Origin of the sequence: Paracoccus aerius (assembly GCF_014656455.1) — a bacterium.
In the GTDB taxonomy this organism is placed as follows: domain Bacteria; phylum Pseudomonadota; class Alphaproteobacteria; order Rhodobacterales; family Rhodobacteraceae; genus Paracoccus; species Paracoccus aerius.
On record NZ_BNCL01000004.1, the window covers coordinates 157,480 to 181,476 of the forward strand.

At 67.3% G+C, this 23,997-nt stretch carries 29 protein-coding genes; 6 read left to right on the forward strand and 23 right to left on the reverse strand.

Going from position 1 to position 23,997, the window contains the following annotated elements; genetic code table 11:
- Positions 1 to 11: 11 nt before the first annotated feature.
- Positions 12 to 1,352 carry an esterase-like activity of phytase family protein gene (locus tag IE224_RS06755; RefSeq protein WP_191308952.1) on the forward strand — a complete coding sequence of 447 codons (1,341 nt, stop codon included), beginning with the start codon at positions 12 to 14 and terminating at the stop codon, positions 1,350 to 1,352.
- A 66-nt stretch (positions 1,353 to 1,418) separates the two neighbouring features.
- On the opposite strand, the gene IE224_RS06760 is transcribed toward IE224_RS06755, so the two are convergent.
- Both IE224_RS06760 and otsB read right to left on the reverse strand, forming a co-directional pair.
- The gene (locus tag IE224_RS06760; RefSeq protein WP_191308954.1) at positions 1,419 to 2,774 is read right to left on the reverse strand and encodes an alpha,alpha-trehalose-phosphate synthase (UDP-forming); all 1,356 of its coding nucleotides are present in this window, start codon (positions 2,772 to 2,774) and stop codon (positions 1,419 to 1,421) included.
- Positions 2,774 to 3,520: a trehalose-phosphatase gene (otsB, locus tag IE224_RS06765; protein WP_191308956.1), complete on the reverse strand. Its 747-nt coding sequence runs from the start codon at positions 3,518 to 3,520 to the stop codon at positions 2,774 to 2,776. Before otsB ends, IE224_RS06760 begins: the two co-directional genes overlap by 1 nt.
- A gap of 141 nt (positions 3,521 to 3,661) precedes the next feature.
- On the opposite strand from otsB, the gene IE224_RS06770 reads away from it, so the two are divergent.
- The 3 genes from IE224_RS06770 to msrA all read left to right on the forward strand — a co-directional run bounded on the left by IE224_RS06770 (position 3,662) and on the right by msrA (position 5,642).
- Positions 3,662 to 4,627: an NAD(P)H-dependent flavin oxidoreductase gene (locus IE224_RS06770; protein ID WP_191308958.1), complete on the forward strand. Its 966-nt coding sequence runs from the start codon at positions 3,662 to 3,664 to the stop codon at positions 4,625 to 4,627.
- A 62-nt stretch (positions 4,628 to 4,689) separates the two neighbouring features.
- Positions 4,690 to 5,136 (forward strand): peptide-methionine (R)-S-oxide reductase MsrB, encoded by a 447-nt coding sequence (gene msrB / locus IE224_RS06775; protein ID WP_191308960.1) that lies wholly within the window; start codon positions 4,690 to 4,692, stop codon positions 5,134 to 5,136.
- Positions 5,133 to 5,642, forward strand: coding sequence for a peptide-methionine (S)-S-oxide reductase MsrA (gene msrA, locus IE224_RS06780; RefSeq protein ID WP_167622976.1), 510 nt, complete (start codon positions 5,133 to 5,135; stop codon positions 5,640 to 5,642). The genes msrB and msrA overlap by 4 nt, the downstream gene beginning before the upstream one ends.
- A 9-nt stretch (positions 5,643 to 5,651) precedes the next feature.
- On the opposite strand, the gene IE224_RS06785 is transcribed toward msrA, so the two are convergent.
- Positions 5,652 to 6,182, reverse strand: a complete 531-nt coding sequence (locus IE224_RS06785) for a YqgE/AlgH family protein (RefSeq protein ID WP_229849289.1) — start codon at positions 6,180 to 6,182, stop codon at positions 5,652 to 5,654.
- Between the two features lie 195 nt (positions 6,183 to 6,377).
- On the opposite strand from IE224_RS06785, the gene IE224_RS06790 reads away from it, so the two are divergent.
- On the forward strand, positions 6,378 to 7,151 hold the full coding sequence (locus IE224_RS06790) for a protein-disulfide reductase DsbD domain-containing protein (protein WP_191308965.1): 774 nt from the start codon (positions 6,378 to 6,380) through the stop codon (positions 7,149 to 7,151).
- On the opposite strand, the gene IE224_RS06795 is transcribed toward IE224_RS06790, so the two are convergent.
- The 3 genes from IE224_RS06795 to IE224_RS06805 form a co-directional block, all read right to left on the reverse strand.
- On the reverse strand, positions 7,148 to 7,891 hold the full coding sequence (locus tag IE224_RS06795; protein ID WP_191309183.1) for a uracil-DNA glycosylase: 744 nt from the start codon (positions 7,889 to 7,891) through the stop codon (positions 7,148 to 7,150). The genes IE224_RS06790 and IE224_RS06795 overlap by 4 nt on opposite strands.
- A gap of 78 nt (positions 7,892 to 7,969) precedes the next feature.
- Positions 7,970 to 8,674 carry a response regulator gene (locus IE224_RS06800; RefSeq protein WP_167622979.1) on the reverse strand — a complete coding sequence of 235 codons (705 nt, stop codon included), beginning with the start codon at positions 8,672 to 8,674 and terminating at the stop codon, positions 7,970 to 7,972.
- 9 nt (positions 8,675 to 8,683) lie between these two features.
- The gene (locus tag IE224_RS06805; protein ID WP_229849274.1) at positions 8,684 to 9,196 is read right to left on the reverse strand and encodes a MarR family winged helix-turn-helix transcriptional regulator; all 513 of its coding nucleotides are present in this window, start codon (positions 9,194 to 9,196) and stop codon (positions 8,684 to 8,686) included.
- 155 nt (positions 9,197 to 9,351) lie between these two features.
- Between IE224_RS06805 and IE224_RS06810 the strand changes: the two genes are divergently transcribed.
- Positions 9,352 to 10,221: a branched-chain amino acid aminotransferase gene (locus IE224_RS06810; RefSeq protein ID WP_167623499.1), complete on the forward strand. Its 870-nt coding sequence runs from the start codon at positions 9,352 to 9,354 to the stop codon at positions 10,219 to 10,221.
- Between the two features lie 109 nt (positions 10,222 to 10,330).
- On the opposite strand, the gene IE224_RS06815 is transcribed toward IE224_RS06810, so the two are convergent.
- From IE224_RS06815 to ytfQ, 17 genes are all read right to left on the reverse strand, one after another.
- Positions 10,331 to 10,519 carry a hypothetical protein gene (locus IE224_RS06815; protein WP_167622980.1) on the reverse strand — a complete coding sequence of 63 codons (189 nt, stop codon included), beginning with the start codon at positions 10,517 to 10,519 and terminating at the stop codon, positions 10,331 to 10,333.
- A gap of 63 nt (positions 10,520 to 10,582) precedes the next feature.
- Positions 10,583 to 11,044, reverse strand: coding sequence for a PTS sugar transporter subunit IIA (locus IE224_RS06820; protein ID WP_167622981.1), 462 nt, complete (start codon positions 11,042 to 11,044; stop codon positions 10,583 to 10,585).
- 85 nt (positions 11,045 to 11,129) lie between these two features.
- Complete coding sequence (gene hpf, locus IE224_RS06825; RefSeq protein WP_167622982.1) at positions 11,130 to 11,705, reverse strand: ribosome hibernation-promoting factor, HPF/YfiA family; 576 nt, start codon at positions 11,703 to 11,705, stop codon at positions 11,130 to 11,132.
- 177 nt (positions 11,706 to 11,882) lie between these two features.
- Positions 11,883 to 12,632: an LPS export ABC transporter ATP-binding protein gene (gene lptB / locus IE224_RS06830; protein WP_191308967.1), complete on the reverse strand. Its 750-nt coding sequence runs from the start codon at positions 12,630 to 12,632 to the stop codon at positions 11,883 to 11,885.
- A complete protein-coding gene (lptA, locus tag IE224_RS06835; protein ID WP_191308969.1) occupies positions 12,632 to 13,108 on the reverse strand; it encodes a lipopolysaccharide transport periplasmic protein LptA in 477 nt (158 codons plus the stop codon). The genes lptB and lptA overlap by 1 nt, the downstream gene beginning before the upstream one ends.
- A gap of 19 nt (positions 13,109 to 13,127) precedes the next feature.
- Complete coding sequence (locus IE224_RS06840; protein ID WP_191308970.1) at positions 13,128 to 13,697, reverse strand: hypothetical protein; 570 nt, start codon at positions 13,695 to 13,697, stop codon at positions 13,128 to 13,130.
- Positions 13,698 to 13,717: 20 nt separating this feature from the next.
- Entirely contained in the window at positions 13,718 to 14,662 is a 945-nt protein-coding gene (locus IE224_RS06845) for a KpsF/GutQ family sugar-phosphate isomerase (protein ID WP_191308973.1), read from the reverse strand.
- A gap of 69 nt (positions 14,663 to 14,731) precedes the next feature.
- Positions 14,732 to 15,346 carry a ribonuclease D gene (locus tag IE224_RS06850; protein WP_167622987.1) on the reverse strand — a complete coding sequence of 205 codons (615 nt, stop codon included), beginning with the start codon at positions 15,344 to 15,346 and terminating at the stop codon, positions 14,732 to 14,734.
- A gap of 134 nt (positions 15,347 to 15,480) precedes the next feature.
- On the reverse strand, positions 15,481 to 16,020 hold the full coding sequence (locus tag IE224_RS20955; RefSeq protein WP_229849275.1) for a hypothetical protein: 540 nt from the start codon (positions 16,018 to 16,020) through the stop codon (positions 15,481 to 15,483).
- 119 nt (positions 16,021 to 16,139) lie between these two features.
- Positions 16,140 to 16,766, reverse strand: a complete 627-nt coding sequence (locus IE224_RS06860) for a 2-dehydro-3-deoxy-6-phosphogalactonate aldolase (RefSeq protein WP_191308975.1) — start codon at positions 16,764 to 16,766, stop codon at positions 16,140 to 16,142.
- Positions 16,763 to 17,641, reverse strand: a complete 879-nt coding sequence (locus tag IE224_RS06865; protein WP_191308977.1) for a 2-dehydro-3-deoxygalactonokinase — start codon at positions 17,639 to 17,641, stop codon at positions 16,763 to 16,765. The genes IE224_RS06860 and IE224_RS06865 overlap by 4 nt, the downstream gene beginning before the upstream one ends.
- Positions 17,638 to 18,609 (reverse strand): aldose epimerase family protein, encoded by a 972-nt coding sequence (locus tag IE224_RS06870; protein ID WP_191308979.1) that lies wholly within the window; start codon positions 18,607 to 18,609, stop codon positions 17,638 to 17,640. Before IE224_RS06870 ends, IE224_RS06865 begins: the two co-directional genes overlap by 4 nt.
- On the reverse strand, positions 18,606 to 19,451 hold the full coding sequence (locus IE224_RS06875; RefSeq protein ID WP_191308981.1) for an SMP-30/gluconolactonase/LRE family protein: 846 nt from the start codon (positions 19,449 to 19,451) through the stop codon (positions 18,606 to 18,608). The genes IE224_RS06870 and IE224_RS06875 overlap by 4 nt, the downstream gene beginning before the upstream one ends.
- Positions 19,448 to 20,431, reverse strand: a complete 984-nt coding sequence (gene yjfF / locus IE224_RS06880) for a galactofuranose ABC transporter, permease protein YjfF (RefSeq protein ID WP_167622993.1) — start codon at positions 20,429 to 20,431, stop codon at positions 19,448 to 19,450. Before yjfF ends, IE224_RS06875 begins: the two co-directional genes overlap by 4 nt.
- Positions 20,428 to 21,444 (reverse strand): ABC transporter permease, encoded by a 1,017-nt coding sequence (locus IE224_RS06885; RefSeq protein ID WP_191308984.1) that lies wholly within the window; start codon positions 21,442 to 21,444, stop codon positions 20,428 to 20,430. Before IE224_RS06885 ends, yjfF begins: the two co-directional genes overlap by 4 nt.
- Positions 21,441 to 22,931: a sugar ABC transporter ATP-binding protein gene (locus IE224_RS06890; protein WP_191308985.1), complete on the reverse strand. Its 1,491-nt coding sequence runs from the start codon at positions 22,929 to 22,931 to the stop codon at positions 21,441 to 21,443. The genes IE224_RS06885 and IE224_RS06890 overlap by 4 nt, the downstream gene beginning before the upstream one ends.
- Before the next feature lie 55 nt (positions 22,932 to 22,986).
- On the reverse strand, positions 22,987 to 23,946 hold the full coding sequence (gene ytfQ, locus IE224_RS06895; protein ID WP_191308987.1) for a galactofuranose ABC transporter, galactofuranose-binding protein YtfQ: 960 nt from the start codon (positions 23,944 to 23,946) through the stop codon (positions 22,987 to 22,989).
- Positions 23,947 to 23,997 lie beyond the last annotated feature (51 nt).

The following is a 23,997-nucleotide window of genomic DNA, read 5'->3' on the forward strand; positions in this document are numbered from 1 at the left end:
ACCACCGGACCATGCGCCTGACCCTTGCCCTGCTTGCCTGCACCGCCGCCGCCCCTGCCCTGGCCCAGGAACGTTTTCCCGCGACGCTTGCGGGCCATGCCAGCCTTCCCGCCTTCAGCATGGTCGTGCCTCCCGCCGATGCGCCGCGCGATCTGTGGGTGTCGGGCAAGTTCACCGGCAAGGCCCGCAACGAGGTGCCGATGTCGGTCGAGGGCGATGTCGGTCCTGCCTATGGCGGCCACAAGACCGGCATCTCGCTGCCCTTCATCGGCCAGCCGGTCCAGGGCATGTCGGGCCTGGCGATGAACCGGGACCAGGACGGGTCATGGTTCGCGCTGACCGACAACGGCTTCGGCAGCAAGGCCAACAGCCCTGATGCGATGCTGTTCTTTCACCGGATGCAGCCCGACTTCGCTACCGGCCGCGTGGCGCGGCTGGAAACCGTGTTCCTGCGCGACCCCGACCGCAAGGTGCCCTTCCGCATTGCCAACGAGGCAACCGACAGCCGCTATCTGACCGGTGCGGATTTCGACCCTGAAAGCATCCAGGCCCACGGTGACGAGATCTGGATCGGCGACGAGTTCGGTCCTTTTGTCCTGCGCGTGGCCCGGGACGGGCGGGTGCTGTCGGTGCATCAAACCATGCTGGACGGCACGCCGCTGGCGGGGCCCGACACGCCGGGCACCGTGGTTCCCGCGCAGGCGGGCGTGGATTTCCAGGCCCAGCGGTCAGGCGGATACGAGGGAATGGCCCTGCAGCCCGGCACGGGCCTTCTGTGGGCGATGCTTGAAAAGCCGCTGCTGGGCGCTGACGGCCAGCCGGAAGGCCGCTTCCTGCGGGTGATGACCTTTGATACCGCCGCGGGCGACTGGACGGGCGACAGCTTCCGGTTCCGACTGTCGGACGGGGCGACGGCGATCGGCGACTTCAACTTCATCGACGAAACCCGCGCCCTGGTGATCGAGCGGGACAATGGCGAAGGCAATGCCGCGCTTGCCTGCGCCGAGGGGGCCACCGACCAAGGCGCCTGCTACCCGCAGCCCGCCCGCGTCAAGAACGTGGTGCTGGTCGACACCGCAAACCGCGACGACGAAGGCTTCATCCGCCGCATCGGCCATGTCGACCTGCTGGACATCGCCGATCCCGATGGAAAGGCACCCGAAGGGATGGCGACCGATGGCCGGTTCACCTTCCCCTTCTTCACCATCGAGAACGTGGCCCGCGTCGATGACACCCATATCCTGGTTGCCAATGACAACAACCTGCCCTTCTCGGGCGGGCGGGAGATCGGCAAGGCCGCGGATAGCGAGTTCATCCTGCTGTCCGTGCCGGAACTTCTGGCGGCACGCTGAGGCCGGAAGGCGGGGGACTTCACGTCCCCCGCGCCCCCTGTGGGATATTTGCCCCAAGATGAACGGTCAGCGTCCTGCCCGGCCCAAGGCGTCAAGATAGGCGGCGGACCACCAGCCGACATCCTGTTCAACAACGCCGCGCAGAAGGGCCGCATGGCGTTCCTGCCGTTCTTCCAGCGGCATGGCGATGGCCTGCTGCATGGCCTGGGCCAGTTCCCCGGGGTCGTGGGGGTTGATGATCAGCGCCTCGGGCATCTGTTCGGCCGCGCCGGCGAAGCGGGACAGGATCAGCACGCCGGGATCGGCGGGATCCTGGGCCGCGACATATTCCTTGGCCACAAGGTTCATCCCATCCGCCAGGGGCGTCACGAGGCCGACCCTCGACTGCCGGTAGAGCCCTGCCAGCTCGTCGCGGGGGATCGGGCGGTGGATGAAGCGGATGGGCGTCCAGTTGACGGTCGCGAACTGACCGTTGACGCGGCCTGCCAGATGCTCGGTTTCCTCGCGGATCTGCTGGTAGGCATCGACGGATTCGCGTGTGGGCGGGGCGATCTGCAGCAGCATCACCTTTTCCGTCAGCGACGGGTCGTTTTCCAGAAGATACTGGAACGCCCGGAACCGCTGCGGGATGCCCTTGGAATAATCAAGCCGGTCCACGCCGATCATCGACTGCGACCCGGTCAAGGTGCGCATCCGGTCTTCCTGGCGCGCGCCCCGGGCCAGGGCGATGAAGGCCTGGGCATCGATCCCTATGGGAAAGACACCGGCCCGGATGCTGCGGCCCGCGATGCGGAACTCGGTATCGGAAAGCTGTTCCATATCGGTCAGCGTGCGGGCGCTTGTGGCGAAATGGTCAAGGTCGCGCTGCGCCTGGAATCCCACCAGGTCATAATGGGACAGCCATTCGAACAACTCGTCCGGGTTGGGCAGGGTGGCGCAGTCGGTGGGGCCGGGAAAGGGGATATGCAGGAAATGCCCGATCAGCCCCTTGACCCCCAGCTTGCGCAATTCCTGCGCCAGGGGGAAGAGCTGGTAGTCCTGGACCCAGATCCGGTCGTCGGGGCGCAGATGCGGAACAACCAGCCGGGCGATGCGTTCGTTCACCCGGCGGTATCCTTCCAGATACTCCGGCAGGATCCGCATCAGGTCGGCGCGACCGTGGCAGACAGGCCACAGGACCGAATTGGAATAGCCCAGGTAATAATCGTCGTGATCCTGCGGGGTCAGGTCGAAGGACGCCCGCCCGAAAGCCGCGCCCTCGTGGTATGTCAGGTCGTCCGAAGGATCCTCGACGGTGTCGCCGGAAAAGCCGATCCACAACCCGCCCGAGCTGCGCAGGGCATCTTCAAGCGCGACGACCAGTCCGCCGGATGGGCTGTCGCCCAGGGGAATGCGGTTCGATATGGCAACAAGGCGCGACATCAGCCCAACCTTTCCAAGGCGTCGTCCAGCCAGCGGGCAAGGGCCGCGGGATCTGCCAGCCGCATCTGCGCGACAGTGTCGCCTTCACCGATCTTGATGCCCTGCCCGCCCAAGGCCTGGGCGCGGGCCATCGCCGCCTCGTCCGTCAGGTCGTCGCCGGCATAGACGGGAACGCGTCCCGAAAAGGGCACCATGGCCATCAGCCGGTCAAGCGCGCCGTCCTTGCCCGTGCCTGCGGGCCGCAGTTCGACCGCCATCTTGGCCGGCTGCAGCACCATGCCCGGATGCGTGTCGGCAAGCTGCTGCATCACATCCTCGACCACCTGGCGGAGAGAGGGATCGGCCCGATAATGCAGCGCGACACCATGCGGCTTGCGCTCGACCAGAATGGCGGGATGCGCGGCCACCGCGCGGGCCGCAGATCCGTGCAGTTCTGCAACATCCAGATCGATGCCATGCGTCTTCTGGATCCGCTGGCTGTCGAGGGACAGTTCGGCACCGTGGCTGCCCGCGACTGCGCCCGGAAAATCAGGCAGGAAGGCCCGCAGGTCGGCGACATCGCGGCCCGAGATCAGCGCGACCGCCCCGCCAAGCCTGTCATGCAGGCGCGCAAGCCTGCCGGGCAGGCCGGGCGGGATCACGACGGCATCGGGCCTGGGGGCGATGTCCACCAGGCATCCGTCGAAGTCCAGGAACAGGGCGGATCCGGCTGTCAGGACGGGGGCATTCCGGGCAAGCGGCTGCATCGGCGCGCATTCTCCTTTGCAACGGGTCCGATACCAACCCTTGGGATCGCGATCGGTTCACCACCGCGTGAGTTTTTCCGCCGCGTCAGTGTTGCCCGATCCCGACCCGCAGGACATCCTGCCCGAAATTCCGGAGGAACCATGCTGCCCCCCATCCTGTCCGCCTTGCGCATTCCCGTTGTCGCCTCGCCCATGTTCATCGTCTCGGGACCGGAACTGGTGATCGCCCAGTGCAAGGCGGGCATCGTCGGCAGCTTCCCCGCCCTGAACGCGCGCGAGCAGGACGGAGAGCCGCCGCTGCTGGACGCCTGGCTGACCCGGATCGCCGAGGAACTGGACCGCCACAACCAGGCCAATCCCGACCATCCCGCCGCGCCATTCGCGGTGAACCAGATCGTCCATCGCAGCAATGCCCGGCTGGAACGCGACATCGAGATCTGCCACCGCCACCGCGTGCCGATCTGGATCACCAGCCTGGGCGCGCGGGTCGAGGTGAACCAGGCCGCCCATGACTGCGGCGGCATCGCGCTGCATGACGTGATCAACAACGTCTTCGCGCGCAAAGCCGTCGAGAAGGGCGCCGACGGGCTGATCGCGGTCGCAGCCGGCGCGGGCGGCCATGCGGGTCCGCTGTCACCCTTTGCGCTGATCCAGGAAATTCGCGAATGGTTCGACGGCCCGCTGCTGCTGTCGGGTGCCATCGCCACCGGGGGGGCCGTGCTGGCCGCGCAGGCCATGGGGGCCGATCTGGCCTATATCGGCAGCCCCTTCATCGCCACGACGGAAGCGAACGCCCAGCCCGACTACAAGCGGATGATCGTGGAAAGCGGGGCGATGGACATCGTCACCTCGTCGCTGTTCACGGGCGTGTCGGGGAACTACCTCGCCCCGTCGATCCGCGCGGCGGGGATGGATCCGGACAATCTGGAAGGGGCCGATCCCTCGGCGATGAACTTTGGCAGCAATGCGGCCAAGGCCAAGGCCTGGAGCCAGATCTGGGGGTCGGGCCAGGGCATCGGCGCGGTGCGCGACATCGTGCCCGCCGCCACCCGCATCGACCGTCTGTCCCGCGAATACGCGGCGGCCAAGGCCGCGATCTGCGGCTGAACCTTTGCGGACCGGGCCTTCGTTCCCATATGAGGGCTACGAAGGACCAGCGGAGGACAAGCATGGCCTATGAGAAGACTGCCGACGCCCTGGCGCGGCTGACGCCCGAGCAGTATCGCGTCACGCAGGAAAACGGCACCGAGCGCGCCTTTACGGGCGAATACGACCATCATTTCGAACCCGGCATCTATGTGGACGTGGTTTCGGGCGAGCCGCTGTTCGCATCGTCCGCGAAATACAATTCCGGCTGCGGCTGGCCCGCCTTCACAAAGCCCATCGAAGACAACGTGACCGAACACCGCGACCTGTCGCATGGCATGGTCCGGGTCGAGGTCCGGTCCAAGCATGGCGACAGCCATCTGGGCCATGTCTTTCCCGACGGCCCGCGCGAGGCGGGCGGGCTGCGCTATTGCATCAACTCGGCCGCGCTGCGCTTCGTGCCCCGCGACCGGATGGAAGCCGAGGGATACGGCGCCTACCTGTCCCAGGTCGAGGAGGCGGCACGATGAGCGAACGGGCGGTTCTTGCAGGCGGCTGCTTCTGGGGAATGCAGGATCTGATCCGCCGCCTGCCCGGCGTCGTCACGACGCGGGTGGGCTATACGGGCGATGATTTCCCGAATGCCACCTATCGCAACCACGGCAACCATGCCGAAGGGATCGAGATCATGTTCGATCCCGGCATCATCACCTATCGCCGCCTGCTGGAGGTGTTCTTCCAGATCCACGATCCCACCACGCCGAACCGGCAGGGCAACGACATCGGCCCCAGCTATCGTTCGGCCATCTATTACGTGGACGAAGAGCAGAAGCGCGTGGCCGAGGAGACGATCGAGGATGTCAACGCCTCGGGCCTGTGGCCGGGCAAGGTCGTCACCGAAGTCGAGCCGGTGGGCGAGTTCTGGGAAGCCGAGCCCGAGCATCAGGATTACCTGGAACGCTTTCCCAACGGCTATACCTGCCACTTCCCGCGCCCGAACTGGGTGCTGCCGAAAGCGCCCCGCACGGTCCAGTAGGTCAGGGCATCAGGCGTGGCCCGCCGCTGCCGACAGCAGCGACGGGTCGATGCCCTGGGCGCGCAGCGCAGTCTGCCACTTGTCGGAATGGGCGGTGCTGAAGATCAGTTCCTCGGCGCCGTCGCCGGTCAGCCAGCCGTTCTGCAGCATCTCGTCTTCCAATTGGCCCGGCCCCCATCCGGCATAGCCCAGCGCCAGCACCGCCGAGGCGGGTCCATGCCCGTTTGCCAGTTCCTCGAGAATGTCGCGGGTGGTCGTCATCGCCAGCGTGCGCCCGATCCGCAGCCGACCTTCCGGGTCGTTGCCATGTTCGGGGACATTGTGCAGGACAAAGCCCCGCCCCGGCTCGACCGGGCCGCCGAAGCGCACCTCAATGGGGCGGGCCGAACCGTCGCTGTCGATGCCAAGCTGTTCCAGCAGGTCGCCGAAGTCGATTTCGGGCAGGGGGCGGTTCAGGACCAGGCCCATCGCGCCTTCATCGGTATGGGCGCAGATCAGCACGACCGAGCGTTCGAACCGAGGATCGGCCATGCCCGGCATCGCGATCAGGATCTTCCCGGTGAGGTTGGTTTCCCCCGCACGGGCGAACGGAATGCCGCCGGATTGGCTGCCATGGATGTCGGAACTGCTCATCTGTTCTCCTTCCCCTTCAAGATCGGCCCTGGCCGCCAGGGATGCAAGTCCTGCGCGGAATTGTGACTTCATCCGGCCCGCGCCAGCCGCTATCGCTGGATCATGATCCGATCCGTCCTGCCCTTCGCCTGCCTTTGCCTGGCCGCGGCGCCCTTGGCCGCCGAGACCCCGACCCCGGGCCTGGCCGATGCGCGCATCCTGCCTGGCTGGACCCAGTCGGACGGAAGCCGCATGGGCGCCATCGAGTTCCAGCTTGAGCCGGGCTGGAAGACCTATTGGCGCAATCCGGGCGACAGCGGCCTGCCACCAGACTTCGACTGGACAGGCTCGGGCAATCTTGCGGGGCTCACGCTGCACTGGCCCGCACCCGAGGCCATCCCGTCTGGCGATGGCATGGCGCTTGGCTATCACGGCCGTCTGGTTCTTCCCTTCACCGCGCAACCCGCCGATCCCGCTCGCCCGGTCGATCTGGCGGTCCGCGTCGATTTCGGCCTGTGCAAGGACGTCTGCGTGCCGGCCCATGTCGCGCTGACGGCAGGCCCGGCGGAACAGGGGCCGGATCCCGCGATCCTGGCCGCGATGGATCAGGTGCCGCGTCCCGCCCCCGACCGCCCGGCCTGCAGGCTGGAGCCGATCAGCGACGGGATCCGGGTCACCGCCACCCTGCCCCGCCCGGCGGCACTGGCGGCGATGGAACTGGCCGATACCGAAGTCTGGATCTCGACCACCGAGATCGCGACCGAGGCCGGGCGCACGGTCCTGACGGCCGATTTCGTCCCGCCCCAGGCAGAGCCCTTCGACCTTCCGCAGGACAGGCTGGTCTTCACGGTGATGGCCGATGAGGGCGCGGTCGAGATGCGGGGCTGCGCGGGCTAGGCCTGCCCGTCCAGACGCGCAGCCAGCGACAGGAGGTCGGCCCAGGCTTCGCGCTTGGCGGGCGGGTTTCGCAGCAGATAGGCCGGGTGCGCCATGGGCAGGGCGGGACGGCCGAAGGCCTGGGTCCAGGTGCCGCGCAGGCGCAGGATGCCGCGCCGGCCGATCGCCGCATCGCAGGCGATGTTGCCCATCAGCACGATCACGTCCGGGGCTGCTAGTTCGATATGGCGGCGGACGAAGGGCAGGCTGACGGCGATCTCGTCCGGCTGCGGGTCGCGGTTGCCGGGCGGGCGCCAAGTCAGGACATTGGTGATATACAGCGCCCGTTCCGCATCGACGGATTGGCGCGACAGGCCGATGGCATCGAACATGCGGTCCAGCAATTGCCCTGCGCGGCCCACGAAGGGGCGGCCCTGCCGGTCCTCCTCGTCGCCCGGAGCCTCGCCCAGGATCAGGACGCGGGCGGCGGGGTTTCCGTCGGCAAAGCAGAAATTGCGCGCGCCCTTCTTCAACTCGATCCCGTCAAAGCGTTCCTGCGCGGCGGCAAGCGCATCCAGCGTATCGGCCTGCGCCGCCAGGGCCTCGGCCTGGGCCACGCGCCCGGGCAGGTCGTCGTCATCCGCCGTTAGGGTCAAGGCGGGCGCGGCAGGGGGCGTCATCGCGATGAGCGGCGGGGGCGGGGCGGCAGCGACTTGGAAGCGGTCCGCGGGCACGTCGCCCATGGCCTCGTCCACGCCCATCTCGGCCTGCCATTCCAGCAGCGCCAAGGCCGTCTCTGCGTCCAGTTCGATCCCCTGATAGGTCAGCCGGTCCACGGGTCAGTCCACGACCAGCATATAGCCCGTGCCCCGTACGGTCTGCAGAAAGCGCGGCTCTCGGGGGTCGGGCTCGATCTTGCGGCGCAGGCGGGTGATCTGCACGTCGATGGCGCGTTCGCTGTTCTCGGCCTCGTCGCCGGTGCCGCGGCCCAGGTCGTCGATCAGGTCGGCCCGGCTGACGGGTTCGCCCTTGCTGGCGGCAAGGCGGCGCAGCAGCGCCTGTTCGGTGCCGGTCAGGCGCAGGTGGTTCTCGCCCTGCCACAATTCGCCCTTGTCGATGTCGTATCGCAGCGCGCCCAGCGTCAGGAACTTGGGCTGGCGAACCTCGGGCGCGGGGATGCGGCGCAGGATGGCGCTGATGCGCAGCAGCAGCTCGCGCGGCTCGAAGGGCTTTGCCAGATAATCGTCGGCGCCCACCTCCAGCCCGGTGATCCGGTCCTCGGTCTCGCCCCGCGCGGTCAGCAGCAGGATGGGCGTGGTCAGCGTCTCGCGCAGGGACCGGGTCAGGGCAAAGCCGTCCTCGCCCGGCATCATCACGTCCAGCACGATCATGTCGAAGTCCAGCCCTGCCAGCAGCCGCCGGGCCTGGGCCGCGTCGCGGGCCAGCGTCACCAGGAAGCCGTTCTTGCGTAGGAATCGCCCCAGCAGCGCACGGATGCGTTCATCGTCGTCGACGATCAGCAGATGGGCGTCGGTCTGGCTCATGGCGGGCCTTTATTCGGGCAGATCCTTCATCGACTGATACTGCGCCCGCGTCTCGGGGTCCATCATCGCTTCCAGCACCTGCCGGAAGCCCGCCACCGCCTGCGGGCCGGCGGCGCGATAGGCCTGGCGCATCCGCGCCCGCTGCGCCTCGGACAGGCGGCGTTCCAGCGCCGTGCCGTCCTCGGTCAGGAACAGGTGACGTTCGCGCCGGTCGCGGCGGCCGACGCGGCTTTCGACCAGCCCGTCCTCGATCAGGGTGCGCAGCACGCGGTTCAAAGACTGCTTTGTCACCCCCAGCACGGCCAGCAGCGACGTCACCGTCAGCCCCGGATTGCGATGGATGAAATGCAGCGCCCGGTGATGGGCGCGGCCATAGTCCATGTCGGCCAGGATCAGGTCGGGATCGGCCGTAAAGGCCCGATAGGCAAAGAACATCGCCTCGATCCCGCGACGCAGCTTCTCGTCCGTCAGGAACAGCAGATCATCGCCCATCATGCTGTGAACGCGAAGCGTCTCGACCATGGTCCGTCCTTTCCCAATGCCGCCCTGATAGGGCAGTCTTGTTGACTTTCCAAGATTCGATTGCTAGGCGTCAAGGGCTTCGCGCAACAAAAGGGCCGATACCGGGCGGACCCGCGCAAGATCCGCAAAATCCCGGACTGGTTTTGGAGAGAATGATGACGGGCGCATATGACGATCGCGACGGCAAGATCTGGATGGACGGCGAACTGGTCGATTGGCGCGACGCGAATGTACATATCCTGACCCACGCCCTGCATTATGCAAGCTCGGTCTTCGAGGGCGAGCGGTGCTATGACGGCAAGATCTTCAAGGGCCACGAACACTCGCTGCGGCTGATCGAATCGGCCCGCCTGCTGGACATGGAATCCCCCTATTCCGCCGAGGACATCGACGCGGCCAAGGAGGCCGTGCTGAAGGCCAACGGGCTGACCAACGCCTATGTCCGCGCGGTGATGTGGCGCGGCTCGGGTCCCGACATGGGCGTGTCGGCGGCGCGCAATCCGGTTCGCATGGCAGTCGCCGTCTGGGAATGGGGCAGCTATTACGGCGACGCCAAATGGCAGGGGGCGAAGCTGGACGTGGCCAAGTGGAAGCGTCCGTCCCCCGAAACCATCCCGACCGCCGCCAAGGCCGCGGGCCTTTACATGATCTGCACCATGTCCAAGCACGCGGCCGAGGCCAAGGGATGTTCGGACGCGCTGTTCATGGACTGGGAAGGCTATGTAGCCGAGGCGACCGGCGCCAACATCTTCTTTATCAAGGACGGAGAGGTCCACACTCCCCTGGCCGACCGCTTCCTGAACGGGATCACGCGCCAGACGATCATCCAGATGCTCAAGGACAACGGCACCACCGTCCACGAACGCCGCATCCTTCCCGAGGAACTGGAAGGCTTCCAGGAATGCTTCCTGACCGGCACCGCAGCCGAGGTCACCCCGGTGGGCCAGATCGGCGACTGGCACTTCCAGGTGGGCCAGACAACCCGCAAGGTCGCCGAGGATTACGAACGGCTGGTGCGGGCCTGAACCGCGTTCCCCTGCTTCAACCGAAAAGGCTGCTCTTGTCGGGCAGCCTTTTGCCTTATCCGGCTGGACGCGGAGGCTGCCGGGCGTCCGGCGGCACCGTCCTTTTCCGCTAGCTCAACCGGCCACGCTCGATGCGCGCATATTCCACGGCCTTCCGGTTTGTCTCGCCCCGCGTCTGGGGACGCGACCACAGCGCCACGACGGCAGGATGGATACCCGACTCTCGCTCGTGCCGGGTGAACTCGCGCAAGCGGATCATGTCCTTCTCGTGAGGGATGTCCCTGACAGGCTTGGTCATCTTCGGCCTCCTGGAAAGATGGAAGCCCCTGTATAGGACCGAATCGGTCCAATTCAAAACGATTCAGGCGGCCTTCACGCCCTGGGCCGCCAGAACGGCGTGCAGCGCCACCGGATCGTCATTGGCCCGCAGCTTGGCGCGCAGGTCGGTGTCGCGAAGGGTTCGGGACACAAGCGCAAGCGCCTTGAGGTGGTCGACGCCGCTGGTCTCGGGCGCCAGCAGGCCGAAGATCAGGTCGACGGGCTGGCGGTCCACGGCGTCGAAATCCAGCGGCTTGTCCAGGCGGACGAACAGGCCAACCACCCGGTCCAGCCCGTGCAGCCGCGCATGGGGCAGCGCGACGCCCTGTCCCACGCCCGTGGGCCCCAGGCTTTCGCGTTCCTGCAGCGCATCCAGAACCTCGGTCGCGTTCAGCCCGTATTCGGCATGGGCCAGTTCCGCAAGCTCCTGGAACAGGCGCTTCTTCGAGGTGCATTGTCCCAGGGACCGGACGGCGCCGGGTTTCAGGATTTCGGTCAACTGCATCGCTTGCGTCTTTCCCAAGGCTCAAGCGCCCCCGCGCAGGATGCCGGGGGCGCGTCAACTCTTTCGTCAGGCGTCCTGCGCGGCGTCAACCATTGCCGCGCGGGTCAATCCAGCCCACATTGCCGTCTTCACGGCGGTGGACGACATTGACGCCCCCGTGTTTCTCGTTGCGGAACACCAGAAGCGGCGTGCCCGACAACTCCATCTGCATCACCGCATCTCCAACCGACAGGGTCGGCACGCGGGTCTCCATCTCGGCGATGATGATCGGTTGCAGGCCGCTGTCCTGCGATTCCCATTCATCCTCGTCGGCGGCCAGCACATACATGCCTGCCTGCCCGAATTCAACCGGCTCGGACCTGTCCTTGTGATGGTCCTTCAGGCGGCGCTTGTAGCGGCGAAGCTGCTTGTCCATCTTCTCGCGGCAGGCCTCGAAGGCGGCATAGATCTCGGTGGCGCTGCCACGGGCCGTCACGTTCAGCCCGGTGGACAGGTGCACCACGGCGTCGCACAGGAACTGGTGGGCATCCTTCGAGAAGGTCACCGTGGCATCCGTGGGGCGCTGCGAATACTTGTCGATCGTTCCGCCCAGTTCCGTCTTCACATGCGTCGAAAGCGCATCGCCGATGTCGATCTGTTTTCCGCTGATGGTATAGCGCATCGTCATTCCTCTCGGTTGCCCGTTACCGTATGCGCCGGCCCGTCTGCCGGCACAGGGCGGAAACGGGGGTGGCGGGATACGGTTCCTGCCGCACCCGCATGAGTCAATCTGGTGACAGGCCGCGTCCTCTGTCAACGGGGCGCGGGCCCCGGCCGGACAATTTCGCGCGGGCGCCTGTCAGGCCATGCGGAAACTCTCGCCCAGATAGACCTCGCGGACCCGCGCGTCCGCGACAATGTCCTCGGTCGATCCGGACATGAGGACCGTCCCGTCATGGAGGATATAGGCCCGGTCGACGATGCCCAGCGTCTCGCGCACATTGTGGTCGGTGATCAGCACGCCGATGCCCCGCGACTTGAGATCATGGACCAAGCCGCGAATCTCGCCCACCGCGATGGGATCGACGCCCGCGAAAGGTTCGTCCAGCAGCAGGAAGCTGGGATCCGAGGCCAGGCAGCGCGCGATCTCGGCCCGGCGGCGCTCGCCCCCGGACAGGGCCAGCGCGGGCGCGGCACGCAGGTGCTCGATTGAAAAATCGCCCAGCAACTCCTCCAGCCGGTCGCGGCGGTGGCGGGGATCCTCGTGGACGACCTCAAGGACGGCCATGATGTTCTGTTCGACCGAAAGCCCGCGAAAGATCGACATTTCCTGCGGCAGATAGCCGATGCCCATCCGCGCGCGGCGGAACATCGGCAGGCGCGTGGCATCCTGCCCGTCGATCAGCACCTGCCCCGCGTCGGGCGGCACAAGGCCCGCAATGCAGTAAAAGCAGGTGGTCTTGCCCGATCCGTTCGGCCCCAGAAGGGCCACGACCTCTCCGCGTGCAAGATCGACGGACACGTCGCGGATCACCGGGCGGTTGCGATAGGATTTGCGCAAGCCCCGGACCCGCAACCCCTCGCCCGTGCGCGCTTGCGCCCCACGCATCAGTTGCCGCCCGGCTGCAGGACCGACCGCACCCGCCCCTGGACCTGCGCAGTCCCGGATTCGAGGTTCACCAGCATCCTGTCGCCCGTCAGCACGTTCTGCCCCTGGGTCAGCACCACATCGCCCGTCAGCGTGACATTGCCCGAGTCCACGTCATAGGTGGCAGCCTCGGCTTCGGCCGCGTCGGCTCCGGATACAAGCGTCACATTGCCCTTGGCGTCCAGCGACCGGATGCGGCTTTGCCCGCCCTCGGCATAGATCACCGTCACGCTGTCCGCCGACAGCCGCATCTCGCCCTGGCCGATCACGACATTGCCGGTGAACACCGCGCTGCCGTCGGCCTGGTTGACCGACAGGTTGTCGGCTGCGACCTCGACCGGGGCCTGGATGTCGGCGCGCATCCCGCCAAAGGCCACCTCCTGCGCGACAGCAGGCGGGGCGGCAAGGATCAGGGCTGTCAGCAGGGGGCGCAGCATCGGCGTGTCCTTTGATGGGTCAGGGCTGGTATATCAGACGGACATCGCCCGAGAAATTCAAGATCGAAGCATCCTCGCCCGGGGCGGGCGCAAGCTCCATCCGCCGGGCCGAAAGGGTGCCGAAGGGCGCCTCGGCCTTGACGCCTTCATCGGCGGCAATGCGGGACCGGTCGGTTGCGGCATCGATGCTGGCCGCATCCAGCGTCCAGCCGGTGGATGTCGTCATGCGCACCCCGCCATCAAGCCGGATCGCGCCATCGGCCAAGCCCGCCTGCGGCGCCGTCAGGTCGGCACGCAGTCCGTCGGGGCGCTGCCAATCCAACCGCAGATCCTGCGCCTGCCCACCTCCCTGTCCCGGCATTGCCTCAGATGCGCGCAGGGTCAACTGGGCGCCGTCATCGGTCACGCCGGCATATTCGGGCGACACCAGCCGAGGATCGCGGGCCATCGCCTGGGCATCCACATCGGCATAGGGGATCTGCGATTCGCTGTCCCCCCCGCGCGAGAACAGGAACAGCGTGGACAGCATCGCAAGCGCCGCCAAAGGCAGCAGCACGCGCAACCAGCGAACGACACGGGTGCGGTTCATGGGCGGGTCCGGTTCATCGGCTAGACGATCCCCGCACGAAGGCAGTCATGGATATGCAGGATGCCCTGCGGCATCCCATCCGCCACCGCGAACAGGCAGGTGATCTTGCGGTCCTGCATCTGCGCAAGGGCGGCTTCGGCCAAGGCATCGGGCGCAATGACCCGGGGACCGGGCGTCATCACCTCGGATGCCCGGTGATCCAGCAGGCCCTGCATGTGGCGGCGCAGGTCGCCGTCGGTGATGATGCCCACCAGACGCCCTGCCTCATCCGTCACGCCGGTCACGCCATAGCCCTTCTGGCTGATGACCAGAAGCGCATCCGACATCGGCGCATCCTGTGGCACCAGGGGCATGTCGCGATGCATCAGGTCGCCGACCTTGGCCAGCCGCGCGCCCAGCTTTCCGCCGGGATGGAAGGTGCGGAAATGCTCGGGGGTGAACTCGCGGTGCTCCATCAGTGCCACCGCCAGGGCATCGCCCAGGGCCAGCGTCATGGTGGTGGACGTGGTGGGCACGATGCCGTTGCCGCAGGCCTCGGGCGCCAGGGGCAGCACAAGCGCCACATCCGCCTGCCGCAGCAAGGTCGACTGGGCACGCGAAGCGACCCCGATCAGCGGGATCCTGAAGCGGCGGGTATGGGCAATCAGGTCGGCAAGCTCTGGCGTCTCGCCGCTGTTGGACAGGACAAGGGCCACGTCGGCCTGCGTGACCATGCCCAGATCGCCATGGCTCGCCTCGGCCGGATGGACGAACTGCGCGGGCGTGCCGGTGGATGCCAGCGTGGCCGCGATCTTGCGCCCGACATGGCCCGACTTGCCCATGCCCGACACGATCACCCGCCCCCGCGCGCCCAGGATCAGATCGACCGCACGGGCGAAATCGCCGTTCAGCCCCTCGGCCAGCACGGCCAGCCCCTGAGCCTCGGTCAGGATCACGCGCCGCGCCGTTTCCAGATAATCGCTCAAACCGCCGCCTTCTTCTTCACGGAAATATCCTCAGGGGTCCGGGGGCGGAAAACCCCCGGCCTTGCCCATCTAATGCCGGAAGATGTCGTTTTCATCCCCCCAGCCCAGCAGGTCCAGATGGGCGCGGGCGGGCAGGAAATCGAAGCAGGCCTGGGCAAGACCGATCCGGTTCTCGCGCCGCAGCCGTTCTTCCAAGGCTTCCTTCAGCTTGTGCAGGTGCAGCACGTCGGAGGCCGCATATTCCAGTTGCGCATCCGTCAGATCCGGCGCGCCCCAGTCGCTCGTCTGCTGCTGCTTGCTGACATCGACGCCCACCAACTCGCTCAGCAAGTATTTCAGTCCGTGCCGGTCGGTATAGGTGCGCACCAGCTTGGACGCGATCTTGGTGCACCAGACCGGCGCCGTGACGACGCCAAAGGCGTTTTCCAGGGCGGCGATGTCGAAGCGGCCGAAATGGAACAGCTTCAGGACCTTGGGATCGGTCAGCATCCGGCACAGGTTCGGCGCCTCGGTCTGGCCGCGCTCGATCTGGACCAGATGCGCGTCCCCGTCGCCCGACGACAGCTGCACCAGGCACAGCCGGTCGCGCCGGGGATCAAGGCCCATCGTCTCGGTGTCGATGGCCACCACTGGGCCAAGCGTCAGGTCATCGGGAAGGTCGTTGGGGTAAAGATGTATGCTCATCGCGTCGTCCGTCCGGGCCAAGGCTGTGATGGCGCCCCTCTCATCAGAAAGCGGCGCGGCATTCCAGCCTTATTCGCGCGACCGGCGATGCGGGAAGGCTGGCCGGGGCGCAGGACCGCCGGCCAGCCCGCTTGTCAGGCTGATCCGGCAGCCTGGACGGCCTTCATGCAGGTGTCTTCATCCCCTGCGGCAAGCGCGTCCCGTGCCGCCTGGATATGCGCCTCGCGGGTCGAGGCATCGCTGGAAGCCTCGGTGCTTCCGCCGTTGGTGGCGGCTGCCGTCGCCTGCTCGGTCGCCGTGGGCTGGCCCTCCTGCTGGGCCTGCGCATCCGCGCCCGACATGGCAATGCCTGCCTGCTGGCCCGAATCCCCCTCAAGCGGGGCGTGCGATCCATCCTTGGCAATGCCTTCGGCATCCGCCGAGGCCTCGCCCGAAGCGGCCGGTGCCGCGCTGTTCATTCCGGCATCGGCGGCGGTTTCCGTTGCGCTGTCCGTGGCCGACGCCCCATCCGATGATCCTTCCAGCGGCGCCAGCGATCCGTCCTTCGAGATTCCTTCCGAGGCAGTCTCTCCCCCGGTCAGTCGGGCAAGTTCCGCCGCGCAGTCAGCCTGGGCCGACATGGCGGTCATCGCAAGGAATGCGCTGCCCGCCACCCAAGTCAAAGTGGTCTTCATTTCATCCTCCCGGAACATGACGCGCCTGCCTGGGGCGCATGGCCCGGAACGCCCCCATCCGCCCGATGTTCCAGAAAACCGGGAAGGCATCACTTAAGTCGTAGATGTCCCTTGCGCGGTCAGTCCTGCAAGGCCGACCAGGCGTCCATGAAGGCGCGGGCCTTTTCGCCTGTCTCGGCCGCCGCCTGCCCCGGCTTGTAAAGCGCCGATCCCAACCCGAAGCCGTTCGCCCCCGCGCGCAGATAGACCGCCATCGTGTCGGGCGCGATCCCGCCCACGGGCAGCAGCCGCGCCTCGCGCGGCAGCACCGCCCGCATGGCCTTGACAGCGGCGGGGGGGATCATCTCGGCCGGGAACAGCTTCAGGGCGGCGGCACCGGCTTCGAGGGCGGCAAAGGCTTCGCTGACGGTGCCGACGCCGGGGCAATAGGCGAGGTTCAGCCGCCGCGCCTCGGCGGCGACGCACGGGTCAAAATTGGGGGCGATGATGATGCGCCCCCCGGCATCCGCCACGGCGCGCACCTGTTCGGCCGTCAGAACCGTGCCCGCGCCGACGACCGCATCGGGGGCGGCGGCAACCATGCGGGCGATGCTGTCCAGCGGATCGGGCGAGTTCAGCGGCACTTCAAGGATCGTGAAGCCCGCCCCGGTCAGGGCGCTCGCGGTTTCCGCGGCCTCATCCGGGCGCAGACCCCGCAGGATCGCGATCATCGGGTTCGCGGCAAAAGCTGTGTCGAGGTCGGTCATGCAAGTTTCCCCATTCGGGCGATTTCCCAAAGCCCCCGCTGCGCCATGCCCGGCGGCGCGATCCGCGCCGCGATGCCCAGCACCGCGAAGGCCGTCTGATAGCGCAGCGCCAGATCGCCCCGCCCGATGATCGTGACCGAGCCACCGGCGTCCCGCGTGCCTTGCGCGACCTCGTCCCCGATCAGCAGGCCGGACAGGTAATCCGCGACCTGGTCCGGGGCCAGCCGGTCCATCAAGGCCAGCGTCCGGGCCGAGAAGATGCGCCCCAGCAGCGCCCCGTCCTGCCGTCCCGCCTCGACCCCCCGGCGGAAGGCATCCTCGCTGCCGGGCCCCGGCTGGATCAGCCGGCCCAGGATGGTATGGTCGCGCAGCGCCCCGAAGACCTCGCCTGTCATGACCGTGCGAAAGCCGGTCAGCGCGCCACCCTCGGCCCGCGCCCATTTGCTGTGGGTGCCGGGCAGGACGAACAGCCCGTCCCCGCCTCCGCCCGACAGATGACCGATGATCTCGGTTTCCTCGCCGCGCATCACGTCGGGGGCGGGGCCGTCGGGGTCGCTGACCGCGCCGGTCACGAAGTGGATGCCCTCGTGCAGGGTCAGGTTCGCGGCCAGGGCCGCAGCATCAAGGGGCAGCGGCAGATAGGCCGTCTCGATCCAGCCGTTGCGGCTGGTGATCATCCCCGAGGCGATGACCGGAGCCGTTCCCAGCCAACTGCCGATCCGGTCCTGCATGGCCTGGCGGAACCCCCCGGGCAAACCGGCCGCGGCAAGAATGCCCGGACCGTCGCCCACGCGGTCCAGCACCTCGCCACCCGCGCCCATCCGCCAGGCGCGGAACGAGGTGGTGCCCCAGTCGATGCCGATCAGCGCCGTCATCGGCTGAACCGGTAGGCCGCGTGGTGGCGATAAACCTGGCCGGGCCGCAGGATCGCACCCGGATAGTCGGGGCGGTTCGGCGCGTCGGGCCAGCCCTGCGTTTCCAGGGCCACACCCGCGAACCGGTCATAGCTGCGGCCGTCCAGCCCCGAAAGCCCGCCGAAATGCACGCCATCATAGACCTGCAATCCCGGCTGGTCCGTCTCGATCTGCATCCGGATGCCGCTTTGCCCGGTCAGGTCCGCGACCACGCGCGGGGCGGCCGGGCCATCGGACAGGCAGAAGTTGTGGTCGTATTCCCCCGGCACGATCTCTCGGGCCTGGCGGAAATCGAAGCGCGTGCCCTGGACGGGCGCCGTGCCCGGCAGCGGGATCAGGTCGTCGTCGACAGGCAGATAGCGGTCTGCCGCGACGCGCAGCCGGTGGTTGCGCACATCGCCCCCGCCGTCGAGGTTGAAGTAGCCGTGATGCGCCAGGTTGCAAGGCGTCGGCGCGTCGGCCTGGGCTTCGATGTCGAAGACCAGTCCGCCGTCGCGCAGGGTGATCCGGACGCGGATGGTCATGGCGCCGGGAAAGCCCATGTCCCCGTCCGGCAGGGCCAGCGACAAGATGGCATTGTCGCTGCGGGCCTCCTCGACCTGCCACAGATGCCAGTTGGTCCCGCGCGATCCGCCGTGCAGCGTGTGGCGTTCCTTGAAGTTGGCGTCGGTCCGGTATTCCTGCCCGTCCAGGGTGAAGCGCGCACCACCGATGCGGTTGGCGAAGCGCCCGACGATCGCGCCCATGTAGATCCCGTCGCCCAGGTAATCCGCCGGATCCGGGCAACCCAGGACCAGAGAATGATCGACGCCGTCCATCCGCAGATCCTGCACCGTCGCGCCCAGCGTCAGCACCTGCGCCGTCAGCCCGCCCCCGGTCAGCGTCAGGCGGTCGACCTTGCGCCCGTCGGGCAGGCTCCAGCCGCTCACAGGATCACCCGGGGTTCGGGACGGCCGGTCAGGCCGGTCTGCACCACATAGGTCTTGCCCTGGGCCGGGTCGGGATCCTCGATCCCGTCAAAGGCGGTCGTCACCAGCAGGTCGGACAGGTCCGTGCCGCCGAAGGACGGACAGGATGATTGCCGCCCGTCCACGTCGAAACGATGGGTTTGCTGCCCTTGGGCGTCAAAGCGGACCACCGCCCCCTGCCCCCAGATCGCGCAGCAGAAACCGCCATCCGCGTCCGTGACCGCGCCATCGGGCGACCAGTCCTGCGCGGACAGGTCAAGGAACACCTGCGGCTCGCCCACAGGCCAGCCATCCCCGTCCAGCCCCTGCCGCCAAACGATGCTGCGGTCGGTGTCCGAATAATGCACGGTCGCCCCATCGGGCGAGAAGCAGATCGCGTTCGGGATGGTGATGGGGTCCACCAGCCTGCGCACCTCGCCCCGGTAGAAGCGATAGATCGCGCCAAGGCCCGGCTCGCCGTTCCGGCCCATCGTGCTGAACCAGAAGCCGCCCTGCGGGTCCGCGCGGCCGTCGTTGGACCGGGTGGCGGGATTGTCCGCCTCGACCGCCGCGACATCAGTCAAGGCTCCGTCGGCCAGCGACAGGATCGCCAGACCCGTTTCCGTGGCGATCAGCAGCCGGTCCCGGTCGATCCAGCCCGCGGCCGAGGCCATGCGGTCAAAGCGCCATTCCAGCGGCGATCCGTCCGCCTGCTGCGACAAGAGCCGCTTGCCCTTGATGTCGAACCAGAAGAACTGCTGGCGCTCGGGGTGCCAGAAGGCCCCCTCGCCCAACTGGCATTGGCGGTTGTCGTGGATCATCATGTTCCCCTTGTGGCTTCCTGGGCCAGCCGCATCTGCGACAGTTTCAGCAGGCCCTTTTGCAGCAGGATGAAGGCCAGCAGAAGGATCCCGATGACGATCTTGGTCCACCAGGACGACAGGCTGCCGTCGAAGACGATATAGGTCTGGATCAGGCCCATCGTCAGCACGCCCACGAAGGTCCCGAACATATAGCCCGCGCCCCCCGTCAGCAGCGTCCCGCCGATGACCACGGCGGCAATGGCCGTCAGTTCCGTTCCCACCGTCGCCAGCGAATAGCCCGATCCGGTATAGACCGAGAAGACGATGCCCGACAGTCCCGCCATCGCCCCCGAAAAGGCATAGACCAGCACGGTCGTGCGCCCTTGCCGGACGCCCATCAGCCGCGCCGCGGCCTCGCCCCCGCCCAGGGCATAGACGGAGGCGCCGAAGCGGGTCTTGTGGGCGACGATCATGCCAAGAACGAAGGTCAGGACCATCAGCACGCCGATCAGCGTCAGCCGCCCCTTGCCGGGCATCAGCCAGTACGCACCCTGCAGCGCCTGATAAAAGGGATGCTGGATCGGCACGGAATCGATGGACAGGATATAGGCCGCACCGCGTGCCAGGAACATGCCCGCAAGCGTGACGATGAAGGCGGGCATGGCCAGCCGGTCGATCAGGAATCCCATGCCCGCGCCGAAGGCGGTGGTCAGCATCAGCAGCAGGGCAAAGACCGCCAGCGGATGCAGCCCGGTATCGCGCAGCAGGACCGCGATGAAGACCCCGGAAAAGGCGATGACCGATCCGACGGACAGGTCGATGCCGCCGGAAAGGATCACCAGCGTCATGCCGACCGCGACGATGCCCAGATAGGCGTTGTCGGTCAGCAGGTTTCCGACGACCCGCGTGGACAGGATGTTGGGGAACTGCAGCCAGAAGACCAGATAGGCCAGCAGGAAGATCCCGATGGTGACATAAAGCGGCAGCGCGCGGGTGTTCATGCCTGCCTCCGAAGCGTGGCGTCGCGGCTTGCGCGGTGGCTGTCGCGCCACAGGCGCCATTCGGCGCTGATGCGGGGCGATTGCAGGACCAGGATCACCAGCACCAGCCCGGCCTTGATGATGAGGTTGTATTCCGACGGAAAGCCGATCAGCCGGATGCCGATGCTGATGGTGGTGATGATCAGCGCCCCGATGATCGAGGCCGCGATGGAGAAGCGCCCGCCCAGCAGCGAATTGCCCCCGATCACCACGGCCAGGATCGCGTCCAGTTCCAGCCACAGCCCGGCATTGTTGGCATCCGCGCCGCGGATGTCGGCTGTCACGATCAGCCCCGCCAAGGCCGCGCAAAGGCCGGATGCCACATAGACCGCGATCAGCAGGACGGTCGCATTCACCCCGGCCAGGGTGCTGGCGCGGCGGTTAACGCCGATCGCCTCGACCAGCAGGCCAAGGGCGGTGCGGCGCATCAGGGCTGCGGCGGCAATCGCGGTGGCGATCCAGATCCAGGTGGGCACCGGCAGGCCCAGCACCACCCCCGACCCGATCCAGCCGAAGCCCGGATCGGTGAAGGTCAGGATGCGCCCTTCGGTGATCAACTGGGCGACGCCGCGCCCCATGGTCATCAGGATCAGCGTGGCGACAAAGGGCTGGATGCCCACCACCGCCACAAGCGTGCCGTTCCAAAGCCCGGCAAGCGCACCGGCGCCCAGGGCCAGCAGCAGCGCGGCCGGCAGCCCCCAGCCCGAGGCCACGGCGGATGCCGCGACCGCGCCGCAGATCGCCATGATCGTGCCGACCGACAGGTCGATCCCGCGCGTGGCGATCACCAGCGTCATGCCGACCGCCAGCAGGGCCACGGGCGCAGCGCGCTTCAGCACGTCGATGACCGGCCCGACCAGCCGGCCGTCGTTCATCTGGATGTCGAGAAAGCCCGGATAGAAGGCCGTCACCACCGCCACCAGGGCGGCCAGGGCCATCAGTTGCGGGGCAAGGCGTTTCAGCAGCTCCGTCATGCGGCCTCCGTGGCGGCAATGGCCTGCATGATGCGGCCGGGGGCGATCTCGTCGCCCGTCAGTTCGGCGACATGGCGGCGGTCGCGCAGCACGATCACGCGGTCGGACACGGCGATCAGTTCATCGATCTCGCTGCTGATGACCAAAAGCGACATGCCCTGGTCCACCAGCTGATGGATCAGGCGGACGATCTCGGCATGGGCGCCCACGTCGATGCCGCGGGTCGGTTCGTCCAGGATCAGGAAGCGCGGGTTCATCGCCAGCCAGCGGGCCAGCACGACCTTTTGCTGGTTGCCCCCCGACAGTTCGCCGATGCGCTTTTCCCGGCCCGAGGTGCGGATGTCCAGCCGCTTGATGTAATCGTCGGCCAGCCGGTTCTGTTCGGCGCGCGGGATGGGCCGCGCCCAACCGCGCCTGGCTTGAAGGCCCAGGATGATGTTCTCTCGGATGGACAGGTCGGCCACGATGCCGTCGGTCTTTCGTTCCTCGGGGACGAAGCCGAAGCCTGCCGCGATGGCGCTGCGGGGGCTGCGCAGGTCCAGCGGCCCCTGCTGGTCGGTTGCGGTGCCGGAATGGGCGTTGCGCAACCCGAACAGCAGTTCGGCGGATTCGGTGCGCCCCGACCCCAGAAGGCCCGCCAGGCCCACGACCTCGCCCTGACCGACTGCCAGGTCGAAGGGTTCGATGGTGCCGCGCCGCCCCAGGCCGCTGAAATCCAGCATCGGCGGGCGGGGACCGCGCGCGATCGCCTCGTGCGCGGTGGCATCCTCCAGTTCCCGGCCCAGCATGTGTTCGATCAGGCGCACGCGGTCCAGGCTGGCGGTGTCGGCGGTCACGATCTTGCGGCCGTTGCGCAGCACGGTCACCCGATCGGTCAGCTCGAAGACCTGATCCAGGAAATGCGACACGAAGACGATCCCGAGGCCGCGTTCGCGCAAGGACCGCACCACGTCGAAGACCATCCGCACCTCGGCCGCGTCAAGGCTGGCGGTGGGTTCGTCCAGGATCAGCACCTTGCCTGACAGGGCGACGGCGCGGGCAATGGCGATGATCTGCTGGATCGCCACCGAATAGGTGCCCAGGTCGCGGTCCACGTCCAGATCCAGGCCGTATTGCGCCAGCATCGCGCGGGCCTGCCTGCGCATCGCCCGGCCGTCGATCAGGCCGAAGCGACGCGGCTCGCGGCCGAACATCAGGTTCTGCGCCACGGTCAGGTTCGCCAGCAGGTTCACTTCCTGATAGACGGTGCCGATGCCCAGTTCCTGCGCATGGGCGGTGGACCGGGGATCGATCTCGGTCCCGTCCAGCAGGACGGTGCCCCCATCGCGGCGATAGGCGCCGGTCAGGCACTTGATCAGCGTGGACTTGCCGGCGCCGTTTTCGCCCAGAAGGGCATGAACCTCGCCCGCGCGGAGGTCGAAATCGACCTCGTCAAGCGCAAGCGTGCCGGGAAAGGTCTTGGACAGGGACCGGATGGTCAGCAGCATGACGCCTCCCTTCGGGATGGATGCCGGGCCACGGGGGCGGCCCGGCGAAAGGGCGTCAGTAGCCCAGGCCCTTGCGGCGCTCGTATTCGCCCGCTGGATCGTCAGCCTGGGTGAACAGCTTCGATTCGGTCTGGATGAACTTCGGCGGCATCGTGCCATCGGCCCAATAGGCTTCAAGCGCGTCAAAGGCGGGACCGGCCATGTTGGGCGTCAATTCGACCGTTGCATTGGCCTCTCCGTCGGCCATGGCCTTGAAGATGTCCGGAACGGCGTCGATGGACACGACAAGGATGTCCTCGCCGGGCTTCAGTCCGGCTTCCTTGATGGCCTGGATCGCGCCGACCGCCATGTCGTCGTTATGGGCGTAAAGCGCGCAGATGTCGCGGCCGCCGTTTTCGGCCTGGATGAAGCTTTCCATCACTTCCTTGCCCAGGGCGCGGGTGAAGTCGCCGGTCTGGCTGCGGACGATGGACAGGTTGGCGTGGTCCTTGATTGCGTTTTCGAAGCCGGTCTTGCGGTCGATGGCGGGGCTTGATCCGGTGGTGCCCTGCAATTCGACGATGGGGCATTCGCGGTCGCCGACCTCGTTCACCAGCCATTCGCCGGCGACTTCGCCTTCATGGACCAGGTTCGAGCCCACGGCGGTCAGGTAGAGGTCCTCGGAACTGTCCACCTGCCGGTCCAGCAGGACCACCGGGATCTCGGCCTCCTTGGCTTCCTGCAGGACCGAATCCCAGCCGGTGGCCACGACCGGGGCCAGCAGGATGGCGTCCACGCCCTGGGCCACGAAGGACCGGATCGCGGCGATCTGGTTTTCCTGCTTCTGCTGCGCATCCGAGAATTGCAGCTGGATGCCGCGTTCCTCGGCCTGCTGCCGGGTCAGCGTGGTTTCGGCCGCCCGCCAGCCGGATTCCGATCCGATCTGCGAGAAGCCGACCGTTTCGCCTTCGGCGAAGGCGCCGGTGGCCGAGACGGCCAGGAATGCTGCTGTGCCCAGCAGGGTCTTGATGGTCATGGTTTTCCTCCCTCTTGAAATCGCCCGGTCTCCTGCCGGGCAATGGTTACG

Excerpts from the sequence above, each read along its gene's own strand:
- IE224_RS06755 (WP_191308952.1), top strand. The coding sequence starts at position 12 with ATGCGCCTGACCCTTGCCCTGCTTGCCTGCACCGCCGCCGCCCCTGCC.
- IE224_RS06760 (WP_191308954.1), bottom strand. The coding sequence starts at position 2,774 with ATGTCGCGCCTTGTTGCCATATCGAACCGCATTCCCCTGGGCGACAGC.
- otsB (WP_191308956.1), bottom strand. The coding sequence starts at position 3,520 with ATGCAGCCGCTTGCCCGGAATGCCCCCGTCCTGACAGCCGGATCCGCC.
- IE224_RS06770 (WP_191308958.1), top strand. The coding sequence starts at position 3,662 with ATGCTGCCCCCCATCCTGTCCGCCTTGCGCATTCCCGTTGTCGCCTCG.
- msrB (WP_191308960.1), top strand. The coding sequence starts at position 4,690 with ATGGCCTATGAGAAGACTGCCGACGCCCTGGCGCGGCTGACGCCCGAG.
- msrA (WP_167622976.1), top strand. The coding sequence starts at position 5,133 with ATGAGCGAACGGGCGGTTCTTGCAGGCGGCTGCTTCTGGGGAATGCAG.
- IE224_RS06785 (WP_229849289.1), bottom strand. The coding sequence starts at position 6,182 with ATGCCGGGCATGGCCGATCCTCGGTTCGAACGCTCGGTCGTGCTGATC.
- IE224_RS06790 (WP_191308965.1), top strand. The coding sequence starts at position 6,378 with ATGATCCGATCCGTCCTGCCCTTCGCCTGCCTTTGCCTGGCCGCGGCG.
- IE224_RS06795 (WP_191309183.1), bottom strand. The coding sequence starts at position 7,891 with ATGGGCGTGGACGAGGCCATGGGCGACGTGCCCGCGGACCGCTTCCAA.
- IE224_RS06800 (WP_167622979.1), bottom strand. The coding sequence starts at position 8,674 with ATGAGCCAGACCGACGCCCATCTGCTGATCGTCGACGACGATGAACGC.
- IE224_RS06805 (WP_229849274.1), bottom strand. The coding sequence starts at position 9,196 with ATGGTCGAGACGCTTCGCGTTCACAGCATGATGGGCGATGATCTGCTG.
- IE224_RS06810 (WP_167623499.1), top strand. The coding sequence starts at position 9,352 with ATGACGGGCGCATATGACGATCGCGACGGCAAGATCTGGATGGACGGC.
- IE224_RS06815 (WP_167622980.1), bottom strand. The coding sequence starts at position 10,519 with ATGACCAAGCCTGTCAGGGACATCCCTCACGAGAAGGACATGATCCGC.
- IE224_RS06820 (WP_167622981.1), bottom strand. The coding sequence starts at position 11,044 with ATGCAGTTGACCGAAATCCTGAAACCCGGCGCCGTCCGGTCCCTGGGA.
- hpf (WP_167622982.1), bottom strand. The coding sequence starts at position 11,705 with ATGCGCTATACCATCAGCGGAAAACAGATCGACATCGGCGATGCGCTT.
- lptB (WP_191308967.1), bottom strand. The coding sequence starts at position 12,632 with ATGCGTGGGGCGCAAGCGCGCACGGGCGAGGGGTTGCGGGTCCGGGGC.
- lptA (WP_191308969.1), bottom strand. The coding sequence starts at position 13,108 with ATGCTGCGCCCCCTGCTGACAGCCCTGATCCTTGCCGCCCCGCCTGCT.
- IE224_RS06840 (WP_191308970.1), bottom strand. The coding sequence starts at position 13,697 with ATGAACCGCACCCGTGTCGTTCGCTGGTTGCGCGTGCTGCTGCCTTTG.
- IE224_RS06850 (WP_167622987.1), bottom strand. The coding sequence starts at position 15,346 with ATGAGCATACATCTTTACCCCAACGACCTTCCCGATGACCTGACGCTT.
- IE224_RS20955 (WP_229849275.1), bottom strand. The coding sequence starts at position 16,020 with ATGAAGACCACTTTGACTTGGGTGGCGGGCAGCGCATTCCTTGCGATG.
- IE224_RS06860 (WP_191308975.1), bottom strand. The coding sequence starts at position 16,766 with ATGACCGACCTCGACACAGCTTTTGCCGCGAACCCGATGATCGCGATC.
- IE224_RS06865 (WP_191308977.1), bottom strand. The coding sequence starts at position 17,641 with ATGACGGCGCTGATCGGCATCGACTGGGGCACCACCTCGTTCCGCGCC.
- IE224_RS06875 (WP_191308981.1), bottom strand. The coding sequence starts at position 19,451 with ATGATGATCCACGACAACCGCCAATGCCAGTTGGGCGAGGGGGCCTTC.
- yjfF (WP_167622993.1), bottom strand. The coding sequence starts at position 20,431 with ATGAACACCCGCGCGCTGCCGCTTTATGTCACCATCGGGATCTTCCTG.
- IE224_RS06885 (WP_191308984.1), bottom strand. The coding sequence starts at position 21,444 with ATGACGGAGCTGCTGAAACGCCTTGCCCCGCAACTGATGGCCCTGGCC.
- IE224_RS06890 (WP_191308985.1), bottom strand. The coding sequence starts at position 22,931 with ATGCTGCTGACCATCCGGTCCCTGTCCAAGACCTTTCCCGGCACGCTT.
- ytfQ (WP_191308987.1), bottom strand. The coding sequence starts at position 23,946 with ATGACCATCAAGACCCTGCTGGGCACAGCAGCATTCCTGGCCGTCTCG.